The organism is Kordia sp., from assembly GCF_050633145.1.
Classification (GTDB): Bacteria; Bacteroidota; Bacteroidia; order Flavobacteriales; family Flavobacteriaceae; genus Kordia.
The window spans coordinates 81,500-104,487 of sequence record NZ_JBOEFY010000027.1 but is presented as its reverse complement, the minus strand read 5'-3'; the positions used below and the strand labels follow the sequence as shown (position 1 = coordinate 104,487).

The following is a 22,988-nucleotide window of genomic DNA, read 5'->3' as shown; positions in this document are numbered from 1 at the left end:
CCTTTTTCTTATAACGAAATTAATGGCATAATGTTACAAAAAATAAAGCGACCACTGGCCGCTTTATAATTAGTTTATTATAAGTTTAACGTTTTTATACGGTCATGATTTCCTTTTCTTTCACTGCGTAAACTTCGTCAATTTTCTTTACGTAACTGTCTGTTAATGATTGTACATCAATTTCAGCATTCTTTTTTGCATCATCAGAAATATCAAGACTTTTAATTTCTTTATTTGCATCCTGACGTGCATTACGAATACCAACTTTTGCATCTTCTGCTTCGCTCTTAGATTGCTTTGCTAAATCTCTACGGCGTTCTTCAGTTAATGGTGGAACATTGATAATTACAGATTCACCATTATTCATAGGATTAAAACCAAGATTTGCAATCATAATTCCTTTTTCAATTTCTTGAATCATGCTTTTTTCCCATGGTTGAATTGTAATGGTACGTGCATCAGTACTGTTTACATTTGCAACTTGCGATAAAGGTGTTTGCGAACCATAATAATCAACCATTACACTTGATAGCATAGCAGGAGAAGCTTTTCCAGCTCTAATTGCTAATAATTGCTTATTTAAGTGAGCAATTGCACTATCCATAGATTCTTTTGTTGTGTCTATAATAAATTTAATGTCTTCGTTCATGCTGTTAAAATTATTAATGAAAGTAATCTTGTAACTTTCTATATCATTACTAATTTAAAGTATTTTTTTGTTTTTGCTGGAATAAAATCAAAAACTAAGCCAATTTTTACTACAAGTTTACCTTAGTTCCTATATTTTCTCCTGAAACCACTTTTAATAAATTCCCTGTAGTATTCATATCAAATACAATAATTGGCAATTCATTTTCTTGACTTAATGTAAAAGCAGTTGTGTCCATTACTTTTAAACCTTGTTTTAAAACTTCGTCAAAAGAGATGTGATCAAACTTGATGGCTTGTGTATCTTTTTCAGGATCTGTATTGTAAATACCATCAACACGTGTTCCTTTTAAGATAACATCTGCACTGACTTCAATAGCACGTAATACAGCGGCAGAATCGGTTGTGAAATATGGGTTTCCAGTTCCTGCTCCAAAAATAACGACGCGACCTTTTTCTAAATGACGAATGGCTTTTCTTTTAATATAAGGTTCTGCAACTTCTTTAATTTCTAATGCTGTTAATAGACGTGTATATATGCCAGCATCTTCCAAGGCACTTTGCAAGGCAAGTCCGTTAATTACGGTAGCAAGCATTCCCATGTGGTCACCTTGTACTCTGTCCATACCATTACTAGCACCTGCAACACCTCTAAAGATGTTTCCACCACCAATTACAATGGCTACTTGTATTCCTAAATCAACTACTTGTTTGATTTCTTCTGCATATTCGGCTAAACGTTTTGGGTCAATTCCATATTGTCTTTCGCCCATGAGCGCTTCACCCGATAATTTAAGTAAAATTCTTTTGTATTGCATTGCTTCTTTTGATGAGTTGTGCAAATATAGCAAATAATGAAGTTTAAAAAAGTATATAAGTTGTGAATCCAAAAAATGAAAAATACCATATTTATGGTATTACACAAAATTGTAGATGCATTTAACTTTGACTTATTATTAATTTAAAACATATTATTATGAAAAAAAGAAGTATCAAGAGTTTAAGCCTTAACAAAAAAACGATTTCAACAGTAAAAATTTCTGCTTCAATTGGAGGACAAGGACTTTCTACTTTCAAGCGTTGTGAGCGTCAGTGTGTATTTTCATTAGAATTACAAAACACTTGTGTAGGCTGTTAGAGATTAGTTGTTCGATTTAAAACGATTTTTCATTGCTGAAAATTTCAACGAGTTTATGAATGAGAATTTAGTAATGAAAAGCGAAATAGAATAAGATCTAAAAGCAAAAAAGGATCGTCAATTGACGATCCTTTTTCTATATTAAAAACTCTTGCGAGTAATTTGTTTATCCTAAAGATACACGTTTGAAACCTGTTACTTCAACTTCTCCGTAAGAAGAAACGTATTTAGCAACTGTAGACTTTTCATCTTTAATGAAGTCTTGGTCTAATAAACATTGTTCTTTATCTAACGTAGTGTTGTCAGAAACGAATCTTTCCATTTTTCCTGGTAAAATACGATCCCAGATTTTTTCTGGTTTTCCTTCTGCAGCTAATTGAGCTTTAGCAGCTTCTTCAGCTTGTGCTATAACTTCTTCGCTTAACTGAGACATAGAGATGTATTGAGGAACATTTTTCAATGTTTTCCCTAAACGCTCTAATTCTTCGTTATCTTTTTCAATTGCAGCAATTCTAGCTTCTGTTTCAGAAGCAACATAAGCTGGATCGAAATCTTTGTAAGATAAAGTTGTAGCACCCATAGATGCAACTTGCATAGCTAAGTCTTTTGCTAATGTTTCAGCGTTTTCAACTTTTGCAGATAATCCAACAACAGCAGCAATTTTGTTAATGTGTACGTATGAACCAACATAAGGAGCTTCAACTTTGTCAAAAGCTTTTAAGTCAATTTTCTCACCAATTACACCAGTCTGCTCAGTTAATTTTTCAGCAACTGTAATTCCACCGAAATCAGAAGCTAAAAACTCTTCTTTCGTGTTAAAGTTAATTGCTAGGTTAGCAAATTCTTTTGCTAAGGCTACAAAACTTTCGTTTTTTCCAACGAAATCAGTTTCACATCCTAAAACAATTGCAACACCAGCAGTACTGTCTGCATTTACTTTAGCAGCAGCAACACCTTCTGAAGAATCACGATCTGCTCTTTTAGCAGCAACTTTTTGACCTTTCTTACGAAGAATATCAATTGCTTTATCGAAGTCACCTTCTGCTTCAACTAATGCTTTTTTGCAGTCCATCATTCCTGCACCTGTAGCTTTTCTTAATTTACCTACTTCTGCGGCTGTAATTTTTGCCATTTTGAATTTGTTTTAATGTTAGTACGTCCATTCAGCATCTTTAAAACGAATAGCTAAACTACTGGTCTTTCTTTGATGAATGAACGTATCAACGTTAAATAATAATTATTTTGTTTCTTCTTTTGCTGGAGCTTCAACCGCAGCTGGAGCTTCTTTTGGAGCTTCTGCTTTTACTTCTGCCTTTGGAGCAGGTGCAGCAGCAGCTTCTTTTTCAGCTTTCTTAGCTTCCTTTTCAGCTTTTCTGTCAGATAATCCTTCGATTACAGCATCAGTAACGTGAGTTAAGATATTCTCGATTGATTTTGAAGCATCATCATTTGCAGGAATTACATAATCAACCTCTCTTGGGTCAGAATTTGTATCAACCATTGCAAAAATTGGAATGTTTAATTTTTGAGCTTCTTTAATCGCGATATGTTCACGCTTGATGTCTACTACGAACAATGCACCTGGAAGACGAGTCATATCAGAGATAGAACCTAAGTTTTTCTCTAATTTTGCTCTTAAACGATCAACTTGTAAACGTTCTTTCTTAGATAAAGTCATGAACGTTCCATCTTTCTTCATTCTATCAATAGAAGCCATTTTTTTAACGGCTTTTCTGATCGTTACAAAGTTAGTTAACATTCCACCTGGCCATCTTTCAGTGATGTAAGGCATGTTAGCTTTCCCTGCTTTTTCAGCAACGATGTCTTTTGCTTGTTTTTTGGTAGCTACGAAAAGTATTTTTCTACCAGAGGCTGCAATTTTCTTTAAAGCTTCGTTAGCTTCGTCAATTTTAGCAGCAGTCTTGTATAAGTTAATGATGTGGATTCCATTACGCTCCATGTAGATATACGGCGCCATGTTTGGATCCCATTTTCTTGTCAAGTGTCCAAAGTGTACACCTGCATCAAGTAAGTCTTTTACTTCTATGTTATTTGCCATTTTTGTAAATAGTTTACGTTCCGTTGGAATTAGCAATAGGTAAGTAGCAATTTGTATTGGTCTTATCTATTTAGATGCTAAACTAAATTTCGCTGTATGCGAAACAACGACAACATGATTTTAATTTCAATAATAAATGAACAGTACGTTTTTTTGAAAAACGACCAAAAATTAACGTTTCGAGAATTGGAACTTCTTACGAGCTTTCTTCTGTCCAAATTTCTTACGTTCAACCATTCTAGGATCTCTTGTTAATAATCCTTCTGGTTTAAGAGCTAATCTGTTTTCAGCATCGATCTCACATAATACTCTTGAGATTGCTAAACGAACAGCTTCAGCTTGTCCAGTAGATCCACCACCATATACGTTTACGTTTACGTCGTACGTATCAACAGTTTCAGTTAAAGCAAAAGGTTGTTTTACTTTGTACTGTAATGTTGGTGTTGGGAAATACGTTTCAAATGCTTTTTTGTTTACTGTAATGTTTCCAGTTCCTGGAGTTACATAAACACGAGCAACAGCGGTCTTTCTACGACCAATTTTGTGAATAACTTCCATGTTACATTAAATCATTTAAGTTAATAGCAGTTGGTTTTTGAGCTTCTTGTCCGTGCTCTGCTCCAACATACACTTTTAGGTTACGGAATAAAGCGCTACCTAATTTGTTTTTTGGTAACATTCCTTTCACTGATTTCTCCACTAATCTTGCTGGATCTTTTTCGAAAAGTTCCGTAGCAGTTAATGATCTTTGACCACCTGGATAGCCTGTGTGACGAATATAAGATTTGTCTGTCCACTTGTTTCCAGTTAAGATGATTTTTTCTGCATTGATAATAACAACATTATCTCCGCAATCAGCATGTGGTGTAAAGCTAGGCTTGTACTTACCTCTAAGTAATTTTGCTACCTTAGAAGCCATACGCCCTAGCGTTTGTCCTTCAGCATCAATCAAAACCCACTGCTTATCTGCAGTAGCTTTGTTGGCTGAAATTGTTTTGTAGCTTAATGTATCCACACTAATTTATTTATTAATTAAACATTCCTATCTCTTTAAAAGAGTCCGCAAAGGTAAGATTTATTCTGTAGATAACAAATACATTACAAAGAATAGTGAAAATAGTTGAATGTATTGGTTTTCATCGGTTTATTTATTGTTTAAACAATTGCGTAAAGTGCAATTCGCTTTGGAAACTAAAACAAGTTGACAATTTATTGTAAGCCTGTATTTCTAATTGTATAAAAACACATTTTTACTATTATCTTTAGCAAAAGTTTTTAACGATGAAATATTTGCCAAAAATAAAGAAGTTTTTAATGAATACCATTATTATAACGGTGTTAAGCTTTTTTTTGTTTGAAGTGTTGTACCGAAATTCATTTATTGATTTTTACAAAGCAGAAACTTCGCATTTAAATAGTGAAGCAGATATGGCAAATACTTCTGTAGATTTTTTAGTGTTTGGCGATTCTTTTTCAGCCACAGCGAAAGAAATTAATTATATAGACAAACTGCGTGAAAATAATCCAACGAAGTCGTTTTTGAATGTGAGTGTGCCAGGTATTGGAATTCGACAAGTAAATACGTTTGCAAGTAAGAAGATTGAAAAACACAACCCGAAAGCCATCATCTATCAAGTATATGTTGGAAACGATTTAACTGATGTAGATCATTTATGGAGTTGGGAAAAGTTCTCCATTACACGTAATTTATATTGGGCAGCATCCGATTACTTTTTGAGTTTATCGTATTTAAATCATAAAGCTTCTGCATTTAGTCCGCGTGTTACAAGTAGAACAACAACTATGGCAACCGACATTTTTAGACCAGATTATTATGATCAGCGTACAATACGTTTTTTAAATTATGATACTTCTTATTTTAATAATACGTTGATGTTAAAAACACCTTTTGTTTCAAGGTATGATGCTTGGCTTGAAGAAATGAATGTTTTTTTAGAAACCATTCCAAAGGATATTCCTGTATATGTAGTATGGATTCCACATTGTTCGCAAGTCGACTCTTATTATATGAATAATTTGAAATCTTTAGGAGCTACTTTTGAAGATGAAATTGTAATACAACAATCAGACTATCCGTTTTTTGCAAAAGCAACAAAGGATTTAAACGCATACACAAATGTGATACAAATAAATCCTTTATCGGTTTTTCAAGTCAATGACACAAACGATCATCGATTGTATTTTGCCAACGATCCACATATTAATGATAATGGAAATGTGGTGTTGAGCGACTTTTTGCAGTCGGAACTTTCTTTGGAATAAGATTGTCACTTCGAGCGCAGTCGAGAAGTACTTTGAAATTGTAACTATTGAATTATTTCAAAAACTAAACTCATACACTTCATAGTGGATCTCGATACAAAATTCTTTTCAGAATTTCACTCGATCAGACGTTTGTGCTAGAAAATCAGCAATCGTCAATCAAAAACCCATTACTCTTTCTCTTCCGCAGCTTTGTCTTGTGCTTCTTTCTTTGCTAATAAATTCTTTTGGTAACGACCTTGTACAATATCAATAATCACTAAGGTAATAATGACAAAGTAGAATGTTGTTTTGCTCATTGGAGTTACATGACTTCCAAATAATTGCAGATTGGCCAAATGTCCACCTTCCGACAATAGCATGATTCCTACAATAAATAAAATGAACAGTCCAAGTACTTCATACATTTTGTTTTTCTGTAAAAAGTCTGATACTTTATCTGCCATTACAATCATTAACAATCCGCCTAATATCACCGCAACAGTCATCAAAACAAGTTGTGGCATTTTGTCTAAGTCACTTGTCAACGCCATCGCACTCAGAATAGAATCGAACGAGAATACCAAATTCATCACTACAATCCAAGTAATAACACTTTTTACAGATTTTTTGCTTTCGGCACCTTCTACTTTGGCGTGTTCTTTCATAAGCATCATGTGCCAAATTTCTTTTACAGCTGTGTAAATGATGAAAATTCCACCAACCAATACAATAATACTATGTCCGCTAATATCAAATTCTATAAACGAATTACTGTGCATTGATAAAAATGGATCTTCGAAAAAAGCGATTAATTGTAATAAGGCAAATAATAATACAATTCGCAATATAATTGCCAGGCCAACGCCCATTTTTCGAACATACGATTGTTTGTCTTTTGGCGCTTTTTGCGATTCTAAAGAAATGTATAATAAGTTGTCAAATCCTAATACAGCTTGCAATAAAACAAGCATTAATAAAGTAAAAAGACTATCTAAGGTTAAAAGTTGTTCCATGTTTCTTTATATAATTATTGATTGATTTCTGTTAGTTGTTCAGTTTCAGGTATTGTTACATCTTCAGACACTTTTGGTGCTAGTAATGATTGTATATGCGAAAATATTCTTTCGGCAACTAATTGATTTCCAGTTTCACCCGTATGGCAAAAATCAAAATAAATAGCTTTATCAGTAGTGTCAAAAGCGTCACTGATATCTACAAAAGTTGAATCCTTAATCATCAGTGAATCTTTACGAACATTTTCATACGATAACCTATATAAGTTCTCATAATGAATCTGATCTTTGTGATATACTTCTTCGATTTCTGTCAAATTCTTTTTTGAATAAATATTTGGTTGCATAAAGTTAAAGACTTTAAAACCGTATTCATCTTCTAAACTTTTAGAAACTCTTACCAAACCAATATAATTTTTGGCAATAGCTTCAGACAACGCATCCGAACGCGCACTCATTTGCGCATATATAGATCCTGAAAATATTTTGCGTTGCATTGTAGTCATGAATCTATATAAATTACTAGAAGTAATGAGTAGTCTGACACGCTTTTTATAGCTGTGCGCTAACTTAAATTCTCTTTTTCTGTTGTATGCGTTTGTTGGTGCGCCAGCTTCATTGTTTTGATGTCCCGAAATAACTTCATTTACACCATCATAAAAAATAACAATATCTGGAATGTTGTTTTTAACTAATTCTCGCTGTAGCTGAATGTTCTCTGTAGCACGTGTATAGCCATGACAACCAAAATTAGTGACTTCTACATTTTGATTGGGAAATGTTTTATGAATCAATTTTGATAATTCTGAAGGAATTGTGTATTCATCTCTTGAACCCGAACTGTACATGGTAGAACCGCCAAAGCAGAAAATTTTGATCGCTGTTGCGGAATCTTTCAAACTTGGATTTGCTGTTTTTCGGAGCCCATTTTCATAGATTGTATTGTGTTTACCATTCATCGATTTAAAGCGATAATGTAAATATGGTTCCCACATCATATCTTGTTCGCGAAGTTCTCGGTGAATAATTTTTATATCTTCATCACTCAAGCCAGAACCTTCATACAAGCCAGAAGCAATAATACGTTCTGTATTTCCATCAATTCCACTTTGATCGTAATAATTATAAAAAATACCCAATACAATTTCTAACAATAAGAAAGTGATCAGCACATTTCTGAATATAACGAAGGCAAATTTGAGTTTCTTTTTCACGAATAAAATGGTTTATATAATGTATTTTAATTTTTTGTTGAGTTGAATCAATACATAACTTGCAATTACTGATACTATAATGGTCACAAAAGTCGTCACCGTAGGTGACAAAGTAAGCGTTTTATAAATTAAAAAAATAATAAATGGATGCACTAAGTAAATTGCAATTGAATATGACGATAGTAATTTACTATTAAGATTGGATGTGATTTTAAAAGTAAATGCTGCAATCAACAATGCTGGAGCCAAGAATAAATACGAAAGATAGGTGTTGAGAATTGCTTCGCCTGTTACAAAATAATACGTAATTAAATTCTCTGCTACTAAAAGAGTTAAGCTTATAATGAGTAATCTTTTGACAAATTGCTTGCTGAGTTTTGTATGAAAATTTGTGCGTCTTATTACATAGCCAATACTTAATAATGGTAATGCGAACAGCAAGAAATTTCGATGTAATGGCGGATAATTAATCAGCTTATCTAATGTAGATTGTTCCGGAAATACATGAAGTTGTCCTAAATATTGAATGACAATTCCAATTAAAAATAAAATAAACGTACTTACCAGTAATACTGCATCTGAAGCATTTCGCAGTAGATATAGTATTAATCCACCAAAGAAAAGAGCAGCTAAATACCATAAATGATTAAAACCAAAGAAAAATGTTGGAATAACTTTTAACAATTCAAAATCATTTAAGTATACCCAAAAATAGGTGTAAATCAACATCCAAATCAGATATAAAATACCAACGCGTTTTGCCCACATTTTTATGCGATCATTTTTGAATACATTAAATAAAAAGAAACCGTTTACACAGAAAAAAAATGGAACTGCAATTCTAAAAATTCCGTTTGTAACAATTTGAGATGCTACTTCACTGTATTCAAACAAAAAACCAGCATGCGTACCAATTACAAATAGTGCAGCTACAACTTTTAAAATATCGAGCAATATGTTTCGCGAAGTGGTTTGCAACTCTGTTATAACTTTTGAATCTTAAATGACTTGGTTTGGATATAAATTTATCTTTATATGTTATGTTTTAACACTTTCCAGTGTCAAATCGAGCGCAGTCGAGATTCTATAAAAACGAAAGTATTCTTAGTTTCTCGACTGCACTCGAACTGACAAACAGTTAATTTTAACTAACTTTTCGTGTTTTATTAATGATATCTTACGTTGAATTTATGCTAAAGATATAGTTTTTCTCTTTTACGACACTTTTTTCAAAAATCAACTCAAAAGTAAGCCCATTATTCTTAGCCAATTGTTTAATGTGTTGTATTTCACAATCTTCCGATAAAATCATCCACGTATTTGGCGCAATATGTTGCGGAAGTTGTGCAAATAATTTTTTGAAATACTCAAAATTTTCTCCGCAAAACCAAGCACGTTCTTTGTCGTTTTGTGGTGTTCTTGGGTAATATGGCGGATTAATGATAATATAGTCAAACTGTTGATCGGACAAATTTTCAAACAAATCCGAATACACAACATTCACAGGAATTTCATTAGTTGTAGAAGCTTCTTTAAGTACATCAATCGCTATTTGGTTGATGTCAGATGAAGTTACATTTGCACCTTTAGAAGCAGCAAACAAAGAAATAATTCCAGAGCCACAACCGAGTTCTAAAAAGTTTTTATCAGCAATATTTAAAGGTTTTATATACTCTAAAAGAATCTTGGTGCTGATCGTAAATTTTGGCGGAAACACTTCTTCATTAATCTTTACTGTAATGCCTTCATACGTATACTTTCGTTGTTTTAAAGTATACTTATCAAAGAAAAATTTTGCAACAGGAAATATGTGTTTTTTAAGTTTTTTAAACATATTTCTGAAAATTATTCTGAATAGAAACCTTCAATTTCTGGCTGACGATATTTCCAAATTTTGTGTAACACCTTAATTTCATAAGGAAACTTATACCAACCATATTTAAAACGATATCCAGAAACGAGTTTTAGCAACCATTTTTTATAACCTTTAATTCTAAAATCGGAAGCAGTAGGGTAGTAGCCATTTAATACCGTTTCAAAATTTTGAATTTTATCAATCATATAGGGTTTTAACCAAGGAGTTAGCGGATTTCTTCGTAAATCGAATTTTTCCCAGCTCGGTTCAATCCATTCTTCTAATTTTGATGGAAATGAAAAACCTGCATCTGTAATTTGCTTATACAACTCAGAACCTTCTGTTGGCACCGGACTGTATAAGTAAATGATAATTTCTGCATCAGCATTGATTGATTTAATTTCACGAATAAAATTAATATCCCACAAAATTTGTTCGTATACTTTCTTTTCGTCTGGTCCAGGTAAACCAAGTACAAACGATAATTCAGGAATAATATCAACATCTTTCATACGTTTCACAAAATCTTTGATCATCTGACCCGATTGTGTTCCACCTTTGTTCATTTGCTTCAATACTTCATCATTTCCAGTTTCGGCACCTAAAAACATCATGCGACAACCTGCTTTTCGCATGTAATGTAATTCTTCGTCAGAGTATTTATTAATTGTATCTATACGTCCTTCGCCCCACCATTCAATATGATCATCCATTACGAGTTTGGAAAATTCCATCACACGTTTACGAGATGTAAAAAAGTTATTATCGTGAAACTCTACTGCATCAATATTGTAATTTTCTTTAAAATATTTTAAATCTTTATAAATGGTAGAAGCTGCTTTTGCTTTCCACTTTGCATTATAAATTGGCACAACGGCACAAAAAGAACAGCTAAACGGACAACCCATACTTGAGTGATACGCAAAGGTTCTTCGCCCCATAAATGTCTTTGCTAAATAATTTTCTAGCGGATAAAAGGTGTTGAAATATTGATATGGATATGGTGGCAGTGAATCTTGATCGAGCAATGCTTCTTTGACTGTTTGCACAATTTTGCCTTCCTCATCTTTAAAAATCAAGTTGCGAATCAACATAAGTTTTTCATCGCTTTTGCCTTCCAAAACGTCTAATAACTGTGGGAATGTATTGTCGCCAGGTCCGTTTATAATATAATCAACATACCCAGAATTTAAACACGCTTTGTATTGGTTTGATGCAAAATATCCGCCCCAAATATTAACGGAATCTGGATACATTTCTTTGATCTTTCTCGCATACGGAATCGCTTGTTTTAATTGCGGTCCAGGCATGACGGTGAGACAAAAATACTTGTATTCGCCTGTAGCAAAATAACCAGCAATTTTTCCCCAAGGATCAGTTTCCATGTTTCCATCTACAAAAACATAGTCATACTTTCCATGAATTGCCGCACCAACTTGAATAATTGTATTCGGCAAACGATGTTTTGCATTGGCACTTCTTGGATTGAATATGATGATTTTATTTCCCATGAATTGTATTCTATAATATTTTTTTATTTCTAAAAAGCACTACAGCAACGACTGCATGCAGGTAGTAAACCTCCATTTTTAGAAAGTGCAGATCGGAATTTTGACAAGACGCGTCCATTCCAAATTTGCTTTAAGTTTTCTTCGTAAATATTTCCTAATTCTAAATTATAACATCTTCCATGTGCAGGAATTATACTTCCGTCTGATTTTATCATCACATTGGTGAAAACATCATTACACATTTTCCCAATCTGTACTTCTGGTTTATGATAATATTCGTGTAGTTTTTCTTTTGAAGCAATTTCTGGAGAAAAACTGATAGGAAATTTAAAGTTTTTAGATTTTATTGTAGCAATTTCATTCCAAAGGATATCCAAGTCTAAATTATCAACATTAACTTCATCCGTATTAGAAGCTGTTGCAGGATAAGAGTTTGCCCAAATTTGATTGTGCGTATCGGCAACGTCTTGTTCTACAAAGTTAGAATGCATAAACCCAATTTGCTGTAATGGATACTCTTTAAAAAAGTCTAAGAATTCGTTTAAATGTCCAATATTCCATTCGGTAATTACACAAAAAACACCAATCGTTGCATTTGGATTGATAGACAATACTTCTTCAATACCTTCAATGGCTTTTTGAAACGATTTTTTATGTCCACGAATTTCGTTGTGAATATCTTGTGGTCCATCCAATGAAATATAGACATTGCTATCTGCTACAATTTTTGCTTTATGTTTTAACGTAAGTGCATTGGTCGTAATAGAACATTCAACACCTTTTTGTTTGGCATATTTTAATGAAGCTTCCAAATGCGGATATACCAAAGGTTCTGTAAAAGCATAGGCTAATTTTGAACTAGGATAATATTCTGCCATTTGATCAATAATTGTTTCAATCAATGGTAACGGCATATTTATAGGATGTGTACCAACTAAATTTTGCGCAAAATTTGAATCCAAATTTTTGGTACCAACATCACACATCTTGCAATGCAAATTGCAGACATTATTCACACCCAAAATAATCCATTCTGGCGCAAACATGTATTTTTTTGGTAGAAATTTTTTGTTGACTTTTTTAAATGTAGCAACGTTCATGGGCTTTCTTTTTCTACAATGTTGTAAAACTACAAATCTAAATGCGAAATGTATGTTCAAATTTACATTTTAAATTGAAAAAACACGACATCTTCTTGAGTGAGTTTAAATAAGGTGGTTTTGTTGAAGTATTTTCTGTGTTTTTAAAACAATTATCTGGGTTGGTTCTTTTTTTATTATATCATATTTTTATTTTCTAATAAATTCAGAATTTAAGTCTCGAACTATAATTATTCTTGGGCTTCCGAAAAAAAAGGGCCTATTGAAATAACTGTGAAATCCTTCATTTCCAAATTCAAAAGAAATTTTATATCCACTTATTGTATAATTTCCGTTTCCCCAACAATCACTTTGAAAAGTACCATCGTCATTTAGGATGAGTTTATCTCCATTTTTAATGCCTTGTGAAGCAAATGGATCTTTTATATGTGCTTGATATTCGCCTGTAACAATAAAATTAGGGAAAAATGAATTGTATGCTGTTGTAAAAACTAGTAGTACAATGAGCCCAATCAGAACTTTTTTATTTAAACTCATTTTTTGAAATTTGTTACCATAAGATAACAGGAAAAACGGTTGTTGTCTTACAATTTGTTATACCTAAAATTACAATAATCCTATCTAAAGTCAAAGGAAACAAGGTGAAGTTTCATTAATCGTTATTTTTTTCCAATTTCATACACATTCTTTTCTAAGAGACTGTATATTTGTTTTCATCACACCAAAAACCAACAGAACTATTTTGTCGAAAAAGCGCATCTTTAAGTCACTCAAAAATCTGATTATTATTTTCGGAATTACGTTTGTATTGCTCGAAATTGTGCTTGCCATTTATATTCGTGTGGCAGAAATTAAGATTGAACTGCCAACATATACATTTCAAAACACACACAATTTTTGGTATGATTTAGATGAAAATTTCGGAACATTACATTTGCCAAATGATGTGTATCGACAGAAAAAATATTGTTTTGATGCAGTGTATGAAACCAATTCAAAAGGTTTTAGAGATGCAGAACGCGATCTAAATAGTACAAACCATCGTGTAGTTGCTTTGGGCGATTCGTTCACTGAAGGAATTGGCGTAAATGTAGCTGGTCGTTTGACAAATCTGCTGGAAAGCAATACAACAATTCCACATTTAAATTTTGGTTTGGCTGGAAATTTTGGACCCACGCAATATTGGATGTTGTACAAAACACACGCAATACAATACACACATGATGCAGTTTTGGTGGGCATTCTACCTTCGAATGATTTTATAGACGATGATTACGAAATTGCGAAAAAAGTTGGGGGCAATCGCTATCGTCCGTTTCTAAAAGGAAATTATCCCAATTATGAAGTCGTATATCATACCAAAAATATAGAAGATTCGAGAGCGCGTCCAAGAACACCGCATTTCATTCACAGATTATTAAAAAACTTTACATATTCGTACAATATGTATTATTACTTGCGTACGCGACAAACTATCAGCACCATTCCAAAAGATCAATTATTGGCAGCGTCAAAAGTACCTAGTTATTTCAACTATTCGGAAGCGCAATTTGATCGTTTAAAATATACCTTAGAAGTCATCAAGGAATTGGCAGGAAATCGTCCTGTGATGGTATATAGCATTCCGATTGAAAAAGAAATAAAAGCGTATCGTGAGCATAAAAAGAATCCGCTAGGAAAACAGTTGAAAGCAGTTTGTGACAGTCTCAATGTAGAATATTTAGACTTATTGCCAAAAACCGATCGCTTTACAGAAGATGCATATAAAGCACTATTTTTATCATGTGACGGACATTGGAGCGAAGCAGGAAATGCCTTTGCCAAGAAAGAAATTGAATCATTTTTCACCTATTACAAGCAGTAAAGATGACAGCAGAAAATTTAGATACAATTTATATTGAATTGCTTGTGCAAGCTTGTCAAATGGATCAAAAAGATATTTGGATGGCAGGGAATTTGGAAATTCGTATAAATTCCGAAAAACCGTATGGAGAAAGCGATATTGTGATGGATGATTTGCTATTGAGAAGTATGAAAAAAGAAGGAACCTATTTTATTTTTTCATGCAACTGTGGAATACCTGAATGCGGCGGTTGGGATGAAGGAATAGAAGTGATTCATGAAGAAGATGTCATTGTTTGGAATGTGTTAGATCATGATAAAACATTTCGATTTGATCGCAAACAAATGGAAGCACATATTGAAGAAGCAATTCAAGAAGCAAAAAATTACAAGGCTTATTTTACGAAAAAAGAAGTTCGATATGTCGGTTTTGGCTATAACATGAGTCTGGATGCATAGTTTTTTTAAAAAATACCAAGATTACATCGGACTGCTTTTGTTGTGGTTGTTGCTTATTTTTATCATTAATCCGATAGGCGATTTTCCATTGAACGACGATTGGTGTTACGGAAAATCTGTAAAAACCCTATACGAAGATGGCTATTTAAAATTGTACAATTGGGGCGAAATGACCTTGGTTGGACATGTATATTGGGGCTATTTCTTTACCGAAATCTTTGGGTTTTCTTTTACCGTATTGCGTTGGTCAACCTTAGTGTTAGGATTTGCAACGATCATAGGAATTTACGAACTCTTTAAATTGGCAAAACTCTCACGTTGGGCACTATTAGTTGGTGTTTTCTTATGTATGGTGAATCCGATATTTTTATCCTTATCGTTTTCATTCATGACAGATATTCCTTTTTATTGCGTCACGATTTGGACGTTTTATTTCTTTGCAAAAGCATTGAGAACGGATAGTTGGCAACCAATTATTTGGGCAATTTTCTTTTGTTATTGGGCATTCTTAATTCGTCAATTGGCATGGGTTTTTCCACTCGTGTGGATGATTACAATGTTATTGGTGAAGCAACGAAACTGGAAGAATATACTGAAAGCAATAACACCATTATTGGCTGTGATTTTGTTCTCGTTGGTGTTTTCATACATCATGGAATCGAATGATTTGCTACAAGAACGCTACAATACAAAATTCGGTTTGCTTGTAGAAAACATAAAAGGACTTCGAAAAGGATTGCTGATTATTATCTTCTCCTTTTTCTTTGAAAGTCTAGCCTATCTTGGGTTTTTGTTATTGCCAATTCATGTTTTTTATATCAATCGTTACAAATTTAAAGGCTACAAAATTTGGGCAATCTTATGGACAGTTGCAATTACTGCGTATTTGATGAAACTCGGAAAAGTATTGCCAAGTTTAGATAATATCTGGATCGATTTTGGTGTTGGACCCACAACGTTGCAAGATCATGCAGGAAACTTTACCCAAAGTCCCGATCCGACGGCGCCACATTGGTTTTGGCAAACGGTTACATGTATTGGAATCTTTTCGAGTGTCGCATTGATTTTTCACATTCGTAAGATGGTGGTTTCTGTATTTAAAAAAGAAAAAGTGGATTCGTTGGTGGTATTGTCGTTTGTGTTCTTTTTAGTGTATTTAACACCATTCTTAATTGTTGGTGTGTATGACAGATATTTACTGCCTTTATTTCCAATTGCGATTGTGTTTTTAGGTGTGAATTCAACAAAAACTCCAAATAAAATATATCAATATTGCACTTATGCTTTCTTAGGATTACTCACTTGGTTTTCAGTTGCGGCAGTACACGATTATTTGTCTTGGAATCGTGTGCGTTGGCAAGCACTAAACGAACTGACCGAAACCATTCCTAAAAATCAAATACAAGGCGGCGTAGAATACGTAACCTGGAATTTCTTTTCGGAGGAAGAAGAAAAATGGTGGGAAAATGTAAAGGCGAAATATACCTTGGTTTTTAAACCTGCGGATGGACAGAAAGTGGTTCGTACATATGAATATGATCGTTGGTTGTTTGGTGATGGGGTTATTTATTTGGTGGAGTGAATTATATTAGAAAAGTTTATAGCATAATATAAAAATGATAGTGTGTTTTTTCTGTAATTATTTTAATAAATATTGAAATCCTGAAATAATGCTTTGTATAAGTGGTATGGAAAATGTTATTAAGGAGGCTATTAGAAAGCTTTGAATCGCAAATCTTACACCAAATTTCGATGCTGAAAATCTAGCAAAGACCTCCCAGAAAATTTCTCTGACTGCTATTTCTGTTAAATGTTTATCTTCATTATTGTCAATTAATATGGGCATTGAAAATTTATATTTTTCATTTTTGTAAATAAACATTAAATGAGTTTGTTTTTTATCTACAATAACTTTTTTATCTTCAAAACTGGATTTGTCATCTACCTTATAAACATATTCTTTTTTAACCATTCTCCCAATAAATTTATCTAAATCAACATAATCACTTTTAATAAGTTTTTGAGATTCCCAGACAATCCAGCGAGGAGAGTGTTCATAATCTCTATAATCTTTTAATGAAAAATATCTTTTCACAAAAGTGGGAGCAAATGATAAATATAGTATGTATGCTATAACAAAAAGTAAAGATGAAATCCAAAGTATTTCCCACTTGAAAGGAAGAGAAAGGTTAATACAATAGCTTTCATAATGACTTAATTGAATTCTAATAACCTTTGGTAAATATTGTGATAGTTTAGCAAAAATAGGGACAAGTGCAAACCAAGTAACAAAGTATTTAAATATTGTTATCTTAAAGAAGTCTCTAAACCATTGCCAATTTAAAACCTTATTTTTCATTTTTTGCCAATTATATTTTTCATCTTTCATAATGTCAGATTTTCATTTCCGAATTTATAAATTTTGTTTCCTTGTTCATCAATTCGATTTGAATATTCTACATTAAAGTATTTTGAAGGATTAAAAGAAGAGTTTAAATCATTCCATCTTGCCTTAACATAGTCGAACATAGTATTTGGATTTCCTTGTTTTTTTATTCTACTTTTTGAGTTCATGAACTTATCAATAGAACCATTAGTATTCCATTCGTTTCTAATATTATCTATTCTGATTTCATTGTCATTGTTTAAATAGGATTTTCTAATGGCATAAGATATCTGTGGCTTATACCAATTGTCAAAGCCTTCAAACATATCTACTCCACTACAGCAACAATTATATGTAGAAAGATATTGAAACTCATTATCTGCAAGTCCTAAACTAATATTTGAGCCTTTTAAAGAGTTTTTTATATTAGAAATATTTTTGAGCTTTTCTTGTATTGGTAAAATATATTCTCTCCCGTCTAAAATTGCTCCTTTTTCATTATATAGTTTGTAAATACTCTTTCCAGTGATTTTTTGAAATTTGTTTTCAATATCAGAATTCTTTTCAGTAGGAAGTTTTAAATGTTCAAAACCAATATGTTTTATTCCAGTTTTTTTAACTTCTTCTATAAAATAATCGATATCATCACTAACTTCGATTATGTATGGTTGCCATCTTAAAGTGACATTTGTTTTATTTTCTTGTAGTAGCTTAACACAATTAAGTAACTCTATTGGGTTTGGAGAGTTTGGCTCTAGAATTTTAGACTTTTTGTGATCTAATGTAGAAAATGAAACTTGAATTACTAGGCTTTTATAATCTTTAAATAGCTCTAAATATTTATGATTTCCAATTAAATCTGATTTTGTGCTGATAACCACAGGATAATCGATACTCTTTAAATATTCAAGTACCATATAAGATATGCCGCAAGTTTTTTCAATGTCCTGAAATGGGTCACTCATTCCACCAAAATGAACAGGTTTTCTGTTTTTAATAAACTCAGAAATAATTCCTGTATTTTGATTTTTTATTCCGTTTTTAAATCTTGTGATAATTGATTTTGGATCAGCGATTTTAATTTTTCTTGATTCAAAATTACCTCCTCTAATTCTTGCAAAACAATATTTACAACCTATTGCGCAACCTGAATAGGTATCTAATCTAAATGGTAGTCCACAAAAACTGAATTGACTAGTTATGCTCAAAGGGTTATTATAGTTGTATTTCAAATTTGAGTATTGTTTTTTAATTTGATTAAAAACGAATAATAGGTATTCATAATTAAAGCGCCTATTATTTTACTAAATTAAGTTAAAGGTTATATAATTACAATACTATTTTTTAAAATTACCTGTAGTTGCAGTGGTATTGTATGTAATCTTATATCATTTGCTAGTCAATTCAATCATTGAAGTCAATGAAAATATTTCTAAAGTAATTTAAAGTTGTATAAAAACTCTGAATTTTAAGTGTCACATTTCGTTAATGTGACAAATTCATGATAGTGATGTTTTATGTAGTTTACTGCGTATAAATTTTTAATAAAGATAATGTGTGATGAATTTTTACAATTGTGGTTTCTCGTAATCACAAGAAATACATTAATAAAAAAATCAGCTTTTCTCAAACCCAACCATCAACTTCAATATCTCCGCCTTTACACGTTCATAAATCCATTCTTGTTCATCGTTTGCTAATTCTTCTAAAAGATGGTCGTTATTTTCATTAAAATCTACCAACGTATCTCTAAAGAATTCTGTTTCGATGTCTGCTACACGTTGTGCATTTGTCATGTCTAAAGCACCAATTTTAGAAACAGCACTTTCCAATCGATTCGTAGTAATATAATTTCGAAGTTCATCTAGAATAAACGATAAGTCTTCCGATTTCGAAGTCAACTTCGGAATGTACGTCCATTTTTCTGCTTGGTGAAACTTCTTTTCTTCTTCAAACTCACTGTTCTTTAACTTCACAATTGGCCTGGAAGAAATGCTACCGTTTTCAAGTTTGTTGTATGGTTTTACAACAACGCCTTCAATCAAATTTTCAGTCAATTCAGGAAGTTTCAATTGTTTTGGAATCGTAGAATTGATGCGTGTATCAAAGTTGACAGCTTCGCTAAATTTCCCAATGAATAAAGGTTTTGCGTAAAAAATGCCGTGTTTTTCAAAATAGGAAACGGCGGTTTCATAGTCTAAATAGGTTTTCGACGAACTGCCTTCCGTTTCTATGGCAATGTCAAACGCACAGAAATTAATCGTAGGCGAATAATATACACCAGTTTGTATGGCATGTACATTCGGATCAGCAGTTACAGCATCGTGCGGATATTTTCCACCAAACAATTCGCCATACATGATAAATTTAGTTCCCGAAATGTCTGTGCTTAGTGCTTCAAACAATCGAATAATATTTGTTTCTAACTGATTCACCACAATTTGAAATCCGAAGAAATCATCTTCCCATGCTAAATAGGCTTTTCGTTTGGCAAACTTCAGCATACCATTTTCATATACAAAACTAAAATTGGCACCATGAACTTTTTCCGTCACAACCCAAGACAATTTTTCCAACTTAGAAAAATCGCTTTCACTCAATCCAAGTTTTTTTAAACTACTTGGCATTTTTTCATATCCTGAAAATTCGTTCATAATTCCATGATGTGTTTATAAATCAGTTTGCTTGATTTTTTGTTCTGTGTAACTATTGTTTTAAAACTCCTCACGTTTAAAATAAAATATAGAAGTTGATCTGAATCTTTATTTTTCAATTCAACATTTATAGCATAACGTTGTTTTCTTGTTTGACCTAGCTTAGTTTCTACAGATTTAAAATCAGCTAACGTAATATAGCCAATTGCTTCATATTTGGTTTTGTCAAAGCTTTGTCTAGGAAGTTTAACTAAGTCGCTTTCTAATGGTTTTTCAGAAGTTAATTCATATATAAAATCTAACTTGAATCCCTTTCCGATATCTTTTTTAAATCTACGTTGTATGTGTTTTTCCAAATCCAAAAAATAATTAACTAAATGCGTATCTCCTTCAAAAATAAATAACACTGATGTAGGCTTTTGATACTCCGCTACTTTTTCAATGGTAGTGACTTTAACGCCAGGTTTGAATTTTTCTTTGTTTTGAGAAAAGGATTGAAACGTAATAAGTAGACTTATGAAGAATAATATTTTTTTCATTGTAAGGATTGAATATACGCTAAGATACGTTTTGAAAGTGAAACCTAACTTTTCAATACTTTCGGATAGGTAATAATAAACTTTGTGCCTAGTTTTCCGTTAGACTCTACATGAATACTTCCTTGGTGTTTTTCAAGAATCTTTTTTACGATAGAAAGTCCCAAGCCTGTACTTTCATAGATTTCTTTTTCACTTAGTGTTTGGAATATCTCAAAGATTTTTTCATGATATTTTGGGGCAATACCAGGACCATTATCTGCAAAAGTAATTTCATAAGCATTTGACGTTTCTGTGCTTGAAACCGTAATTTCACACACCTCTTTATCATTGTATTTTACGGCATTACTGATAATGTTTGAAACCACTTGTGATAATTGTATTTTATCTCCATATACAATAGGAAGCGATCCTTTTTTTATAAACTTTACTTTGGTTGAGTCTGGATAATTTTTAGAATCACCTCGAAGCATTGCGTTCAAATCGACACTTTCGGGCATTATTTTTCCAATTTTTGAATAATGCAAAATACCATCAATCAAACTTTCGAGTCGCTTCACACGTCCTTGCATGGTGTCTAAATGATCGTATACATCATCGGTTTCGCCAGCTTCCAAATCTTCCTTAATAAAAGAAGCCAAACTAGAAATTCCTCTAATTGGTGTTTTTAAATCGTGCGAAGTAATGTATGCAAACTGTTCTAGTTCTTTATTTTTTAATTCGGTGTCACCTAAATTTTGATTGAGCTCTTTTAGTTTTCGAAAACTGTCCAATCCGGTTCTAACCACAAGAAAAACAAAGAGCGATCCCATAAAAAAGATAACTCCCGAAAGGAAAGCGAGTAATTCCGTTCTTCCTAAAATTACGACTACAGCCACAGCTATATATCCTGTTAAAAATAATAACATGAGGAAACGGAGTTTTTTCCAATTCCTTTTTAATTCATTATTAGGAAGGATGTTGAAAATTTTTTGTGTATAACCAGCACTTAAGAGCATGATAAATGCACCTAAAAGAATTAGGGCTGCTATAATATAGTCAGAAAAGTGCATACGATTTCTTAAAAGTTGGTTTTACATTCGGGTTTATTAGCACGTTTGGCAACGTGAATTAGGGGACTTTTTACTCTCAAAACTATATAAATGTAGCATAAACCAAGCAAATATGCAATTTTGAAGCTTGTGCTTCTGTTGAAATTTTACAATAAGTTCTAGTTTTTAATGAAAAATTAGAATTATACCCTTAGTTCCGTGTTGGAATTTTCTCAATTTGTAATTCGTTGGCTAAATCGAGTATTTTTTGAGGTGTATACAATGTTTTCTCTATATCGGATAGTTGTAAAGTTCCTGCTTTCGCTTTAAACACAAACGATCGATAACTCAATTTGGCAACTTCTTGATTGAAATTATCTCCATGTTTTTGAATCAACTCTTTGGTAAGTGCTTCAATTTTTGTTTGAATTGTGATACGTACGTTTTCTATTTCCTGAATCCAATTGCGTTGTTTTGTGAGAAACGCTTGAATGTTAGCTTCTTTTTTATAACCGAGTTTGTCTAGTTGTCGATACACCTGATCAATCTTCATATGCTCCCAATCTTTGGCTTCCAATACAGGAATTTGCCAGCTTGATTGCTGTTCTTTCCAATGATCGGTTTGTACTTGTATTTGATGGACTTTGAAACCAGGCAATTCAATTGCAGTCAATTTTCCTGCGTGACAGGCGCCAGTGTCAATTCCGTAGGTATTGTTTTTTATTTTTGGAGCATCGCCAACAACATGATGTCCGTAAATGATTGGTTTTTCGCCTGTATAATAATCGGACCAATACGTGCCTTCTTCATATTTTCCTTCCAAATGACGGCTGCCCGAAGTGGTGCCTGCAAGTACTTCTTCTTTTTGTTCATACAAGGATTTATCATGTTCAAAAAAGGCATGAATAATCATTGCTTCTGGCGTTTCATAATAATAGGGAAGTGTTTCTAACCATTTGCGAAAATCTTCATATTCGTCACCAAATTGCACTTTTACAATCTCTTGCGAATAACTCAAAACTCCGTTGAGGTGTTTGCGCTCATGATTTCCCATCAACACAACTGAGTTCGTTCTATTTTTAAAATAATGATAGAGTTCTAACGATTTATTTCCTCTATCGACAATATCGCCCAAAGAAATCACTAAATCATTATCAGTAACTCCAATTTGATTCATGAGTTCGATAAATTCATCGTAACAACCGTGAATGTCGCCTATTATATATGTTTTGCTCATTTGTTTTTTGTTTGAAACTATCCGCTGTAAAGTAATTGCT

General features: G+C 32.6%; 24 protein-coding genes. 5 read left to right on the top strand and 19 right to left on the bottom strand.

Annotated elements, in window-relative coordinates; translation table 11 throughout:
• Positions 1-94 precede the first annotated feature (94 nt).
• Together frr and pyrH are read right to left on the bottom strand one after the other, a co-directional pair.
• Complete coding sequence (gene frr, locus ACRBBL_RS14700) at positions 95-649, bottom strand: ribosome recycling factor (protein WP_431369827.1); 555 nt, start codon at positions 647-649, stop codon at positions 95-97.
• A 109-nt stretch (positions 650-758) separates the two neighbouring features.
• Positions 759-1,466, bottom strand: coding sequence for a UMP kinase (pyrH, locus tag ACRBBL_RS14695; RefSeq protein ID WP_431369826.1), 708 nt, complete (start codon positions 1,464-1,466; stop codon positions 759-761).
• A gap of 158 nt (positions 1,467-1,624) precedes the next feature.
• Here pyrH and ACRBBL_RS14690 point away from each other — a divergent pair, with 158 nt between their 5' ends.
• On the top strand, positions 1,625-1,786 hold the full coding sequence (locus tag ACRBBL_RS14690) for a hypothetical protein (protein WP_431369825.1): 162 nt from the start codon (positions 1,625-1,627) through the stop codon (positions 1,784-1,786).
• Between the two features lie 166 nt (positions 1,787-1,952).
• Here ACRBBL_RS14690 and tsf read toward each other — a convergent pair whose 3' ends face one another.
• The 4 genes from tsf to rplM form a co-directional block, all read right to left on the bottom strand.
• Entirely contained in the window at positions 1,953-2,918 is a 966-nt protein-coding gene (tsf, locus tag ACRBBL_RS14685) for a translation elongation factor Ts (RefSeq protein WP_431369824.1), read from the bottom strand.
• A gap of 105 nt (positions 2,919-3,023) precedes the next feature.
• Positions 3,024-3,845 (bottom strand): 30S ribosomal protein S2, encoded by an 822-nt coding sequence (gene rpsB, locus ACRBBL_RS14680; protein ID WP_431369823.1) that lies wholly within the window; start codon positions 3,843-3,845, stop codon positions 3,024-3,026.
• Between the two features lie 171 nt (positions 3,846-4,016).
• A complete protein-coding gene (gene rpsI, locus ACRBBL_RS14675; RefSeq protein ID WP_114902334.1) occupies positions 4,017-4,403 on the bottom strand; it encodes a 30S ribosomal protein S9 in 387 nt (128 codons plus the stop codon).
• Position 4,404: 1 nt separating this feature from the next.
• On the bottom strand, positions 4,405-4,860 hold the full coding sequence (gene rplM, locus ACRBBL_RS14670) for a 50S ribosomal protein L13 (RefSeq protein WP_431369822.1): 456 nt from the start codon (positions 4,858-4,860) through the stop codon (positions 4,405-4,407).
• A 299-nt stretch (positions 4,861-5,159) separates the two neighbouring features.
• Between rplM and ACRBBL_RS14665 the strand changes: the two genes are divergently transcribed.
• Positions 5,160-6,128 (top strand): hypothetical protein, encoded by a 969-nt coding sequence (locus ACRBBL_RS14665; protein WP_431369821.1) that lies wholly within the window; start codon positions 5,160-5,162, stop codon positions 6,126-6,128.
• Positions 6,129-6,298: 170 nt separating this feature from the next.
• Here ACRBBL_RS14665 and ACRBBL_RS14660 read toward each other — a convergent pair whose 3' ends face one another.
• The 7 genes from ACRBBL_RS14660 to ACRBBL_RS14630 all read right to left on the bottom strand — a co-directional run bounded on the left by ACRBBL_RS14660 (position 6,299) and on the right by ACRBBL_RS14630 (position 13,340).
• Positions 6,299-7,123, bottom strand: coding sequence for a TerC family protein (locus ACRBBL_RS14660; protein WP_431369820.1), 825 nt, complete (start codon positions 7,121-7,123; stop codon positions 6,299-6,301).
• A 14-nt stretch (positions 7,124-7,137) separates the two neighbouring features.
• Positions 7,138-8,337 carry a hypothetical protein gene (locus ACRBBL_RS14655; RefSeq protein WP_431369819.1) on the bottom strand — a complete coding sequence of 400 codons (1,200 nt, stop codon included), beginning with the start codon at positions 8,335-8,337 and terminating at the stop codon, positions 7,138-7,140.
• A 12-nt stretch (positions 8,338-8,349) separates the two neighbouring features.
• A complete protein-coding gene (locus ACRBBL_RS14650) occupies positions 8,350-9,291 on the bottom strand; it encodes an acyltransferase family protein (RefSeq protein WP_431369818.1) in 942 nt (313 codons plus the stop codon).
• A gap of 223 nt (positions 9,292-9,514) precedes the next feature.
• Positions 9,515-10,171 carry a methyltransferase gene (locus ACRBBL_RS14645; RefSeq protein WP_431369817.1) on the bottom strand — a complete coding sequence of 219 codons (657 nt, stop codon included), beginning with the start codon at positions 10,169-10,171 and terminating at the stop codon, positions 9,515-9,517.
• Between the two features lie 11 nt (positions 10,172-10,182).
• Positions 10,183-11,703, bottom strand: coding sequence for a B12-binding domain-containing radical SAM protein (locus tag ACRBBL_RS14640; protein ID WP_431369816.1), 1,521 nt, complete (start codon positions 11,701-11,703; stop codon positions 10,183-10,185).
• Between the two features lie 29 nt (positions 11,704-11,732).
• Entirely contained in the window at positions 11,733-12,803 is a 1,071-nt protein-coding gene (locus tag ACRBBL_RS14635) for a radical SAM protein (protein ID WP_431369815.1), read from the bottom strand.
• A gap of 189 nt (positions 12,804-12,992) precedes the next feature.
• Positions 12,993-13,340 (bottom strand): hypothetical protein, encoded by a 348-nt coding sequence (locus tag ACRBBL_RS14630; RefSeq protein ID WP_431369814.1) that lies wholly within the window; start codon positions 13,338-13,340, stop codon positions 12,993-12,995.
• Between the two features lie 205 nt (positions 13,341-13,545).
• On the opposite strand from ACRBBL_RS14630, the gene ACRBBL_RS14625 reads away from it, so the two are divergent.
• Genes ACRBBL_RS14625 through ACRBBL_RS14615 form a run of 3 tightly spaced genes read left to right on the top strand, consistent with a single transcriptional unit; the run spans position 13,546 to position 16,686 of the window.
• A complete protein-coding gene (locus tag ACRBBL_RS14625; protein WP_431369813.1) occupies positions 13,546-14,667 on the top strand; it encodes a hypothetical protein in 1,122 nt (373 codons plus the stop codon).
• 2 nt (positions 14,668-14,669) lie between these two features.
• Positions 14,670-15,104: a hypothetical protein gene (locus tag ACRBBL_RS14620; protein ID WP_431369812.1), complete on the top strand. Its 435-nt coding sequence runs from the start codon at positions 14,670-14,672 to the stop codon at positions 15,102-15,104.
• Complete coding sequence (locus ACRBBL_RS14615) at positions 15,097-16,686, top strand: glycosyltransferase family 39 protein (RefSeq protein ID WP_431369811.1); 1,590 nt, start codon at positions 15,097-15,099, stop codon at positions 16,684-16,686. The genes ACRBBL_RS14620 and ACRBBL_RS14615 overlap by 8 nt, the downstream gene beginning before the upstream one ends.
• Before the next feature lie 57 nt (positions 16,687-16,743).
• Here ACRBBL_RS14615 and ACRBBL_RS14610 read toward each other — a convergent pair whose 3' ends face one another.
• The 6 genes from ACRBBL_RS14610 to ACRBBL_RS14585 form a co-directional block, all read right to left on the bottom strand.
• A complete protein-coding gene (locus tag ACRBBL_RS14610; RefSeq protein ID WP_431369810.1) occupies positions 16,744-17,493 on the bottom strand; it encodes a hypothetical protein in 750 nt (249 codons plus the stop codon).
• Positions 17,490-18,722 carry a hypothetical protein gene (locus tag ACRBBL_RS14605; protein WP_431369809.1) on the bottom strand — a complete coding sequence of 411 codons (1,233 nt, stop codon included), beginning with the start codon at positions 18,720-18,722 and terminating at the stop codon, positions 17,490-17,492. The genes ACRBBL_RS14610 and ACRBBL_RS14605 overlap by 4 nt, the downstream gene beginning before the upstream one ends.
• Before the next feature lie 384 nt (positions 18,723-19,106).
• Positions 19,107-20,144 carry an RNA ligase family protein gene (locus ACRBBL_RS14600; protein ID WP_431369808.1) on the bottom strand — a complete coding sequence of 346 codons (1,038 nt, stop codon included), beginning with the start codon at positions 20,142-20,144 and terminating at the stop codon, positions 19,107-19,109.
• Entirely contained in the window at positions 20,141-20,683 is a 543-nt protein-coding gene (locus ACRBBL_RS14595; protein WP_431369807.1) for a hypothetical protein, read from the bottom strand. Before ACRBBL_RS14595 ends, ACRBBL_RS14600 begins: the two co-directional genes overlap by 4 nt.
• A 44-nt stretch (positions 20,684-20,727) precedes the next feature.
• Positions 20,728-21,588, bottom strand: coding sequence for a sensor histidine kinase (locus ACRBBL_RS14590; protein WP_431369806.1), 861 nt, complete (start codon positions 21,586-21,588; stop codon positions 20,728-20,730).
• A 334-nt stretch (positions 21,589-21,922) separates the two neighbouring features.
• On the bottom strand, positions 21,923-22,948 hold the full coding sequence (locus ACRBBL_RS14585) for a metallophosphoesterase (protein ID WP_431369805.1): 1,026 nt from the start codon (positions 22,946-22,948) through the stop codon (positions 21,923-21,925).
• Positions 22,949-22,988 lie beyond the last annotated feature (40 nt).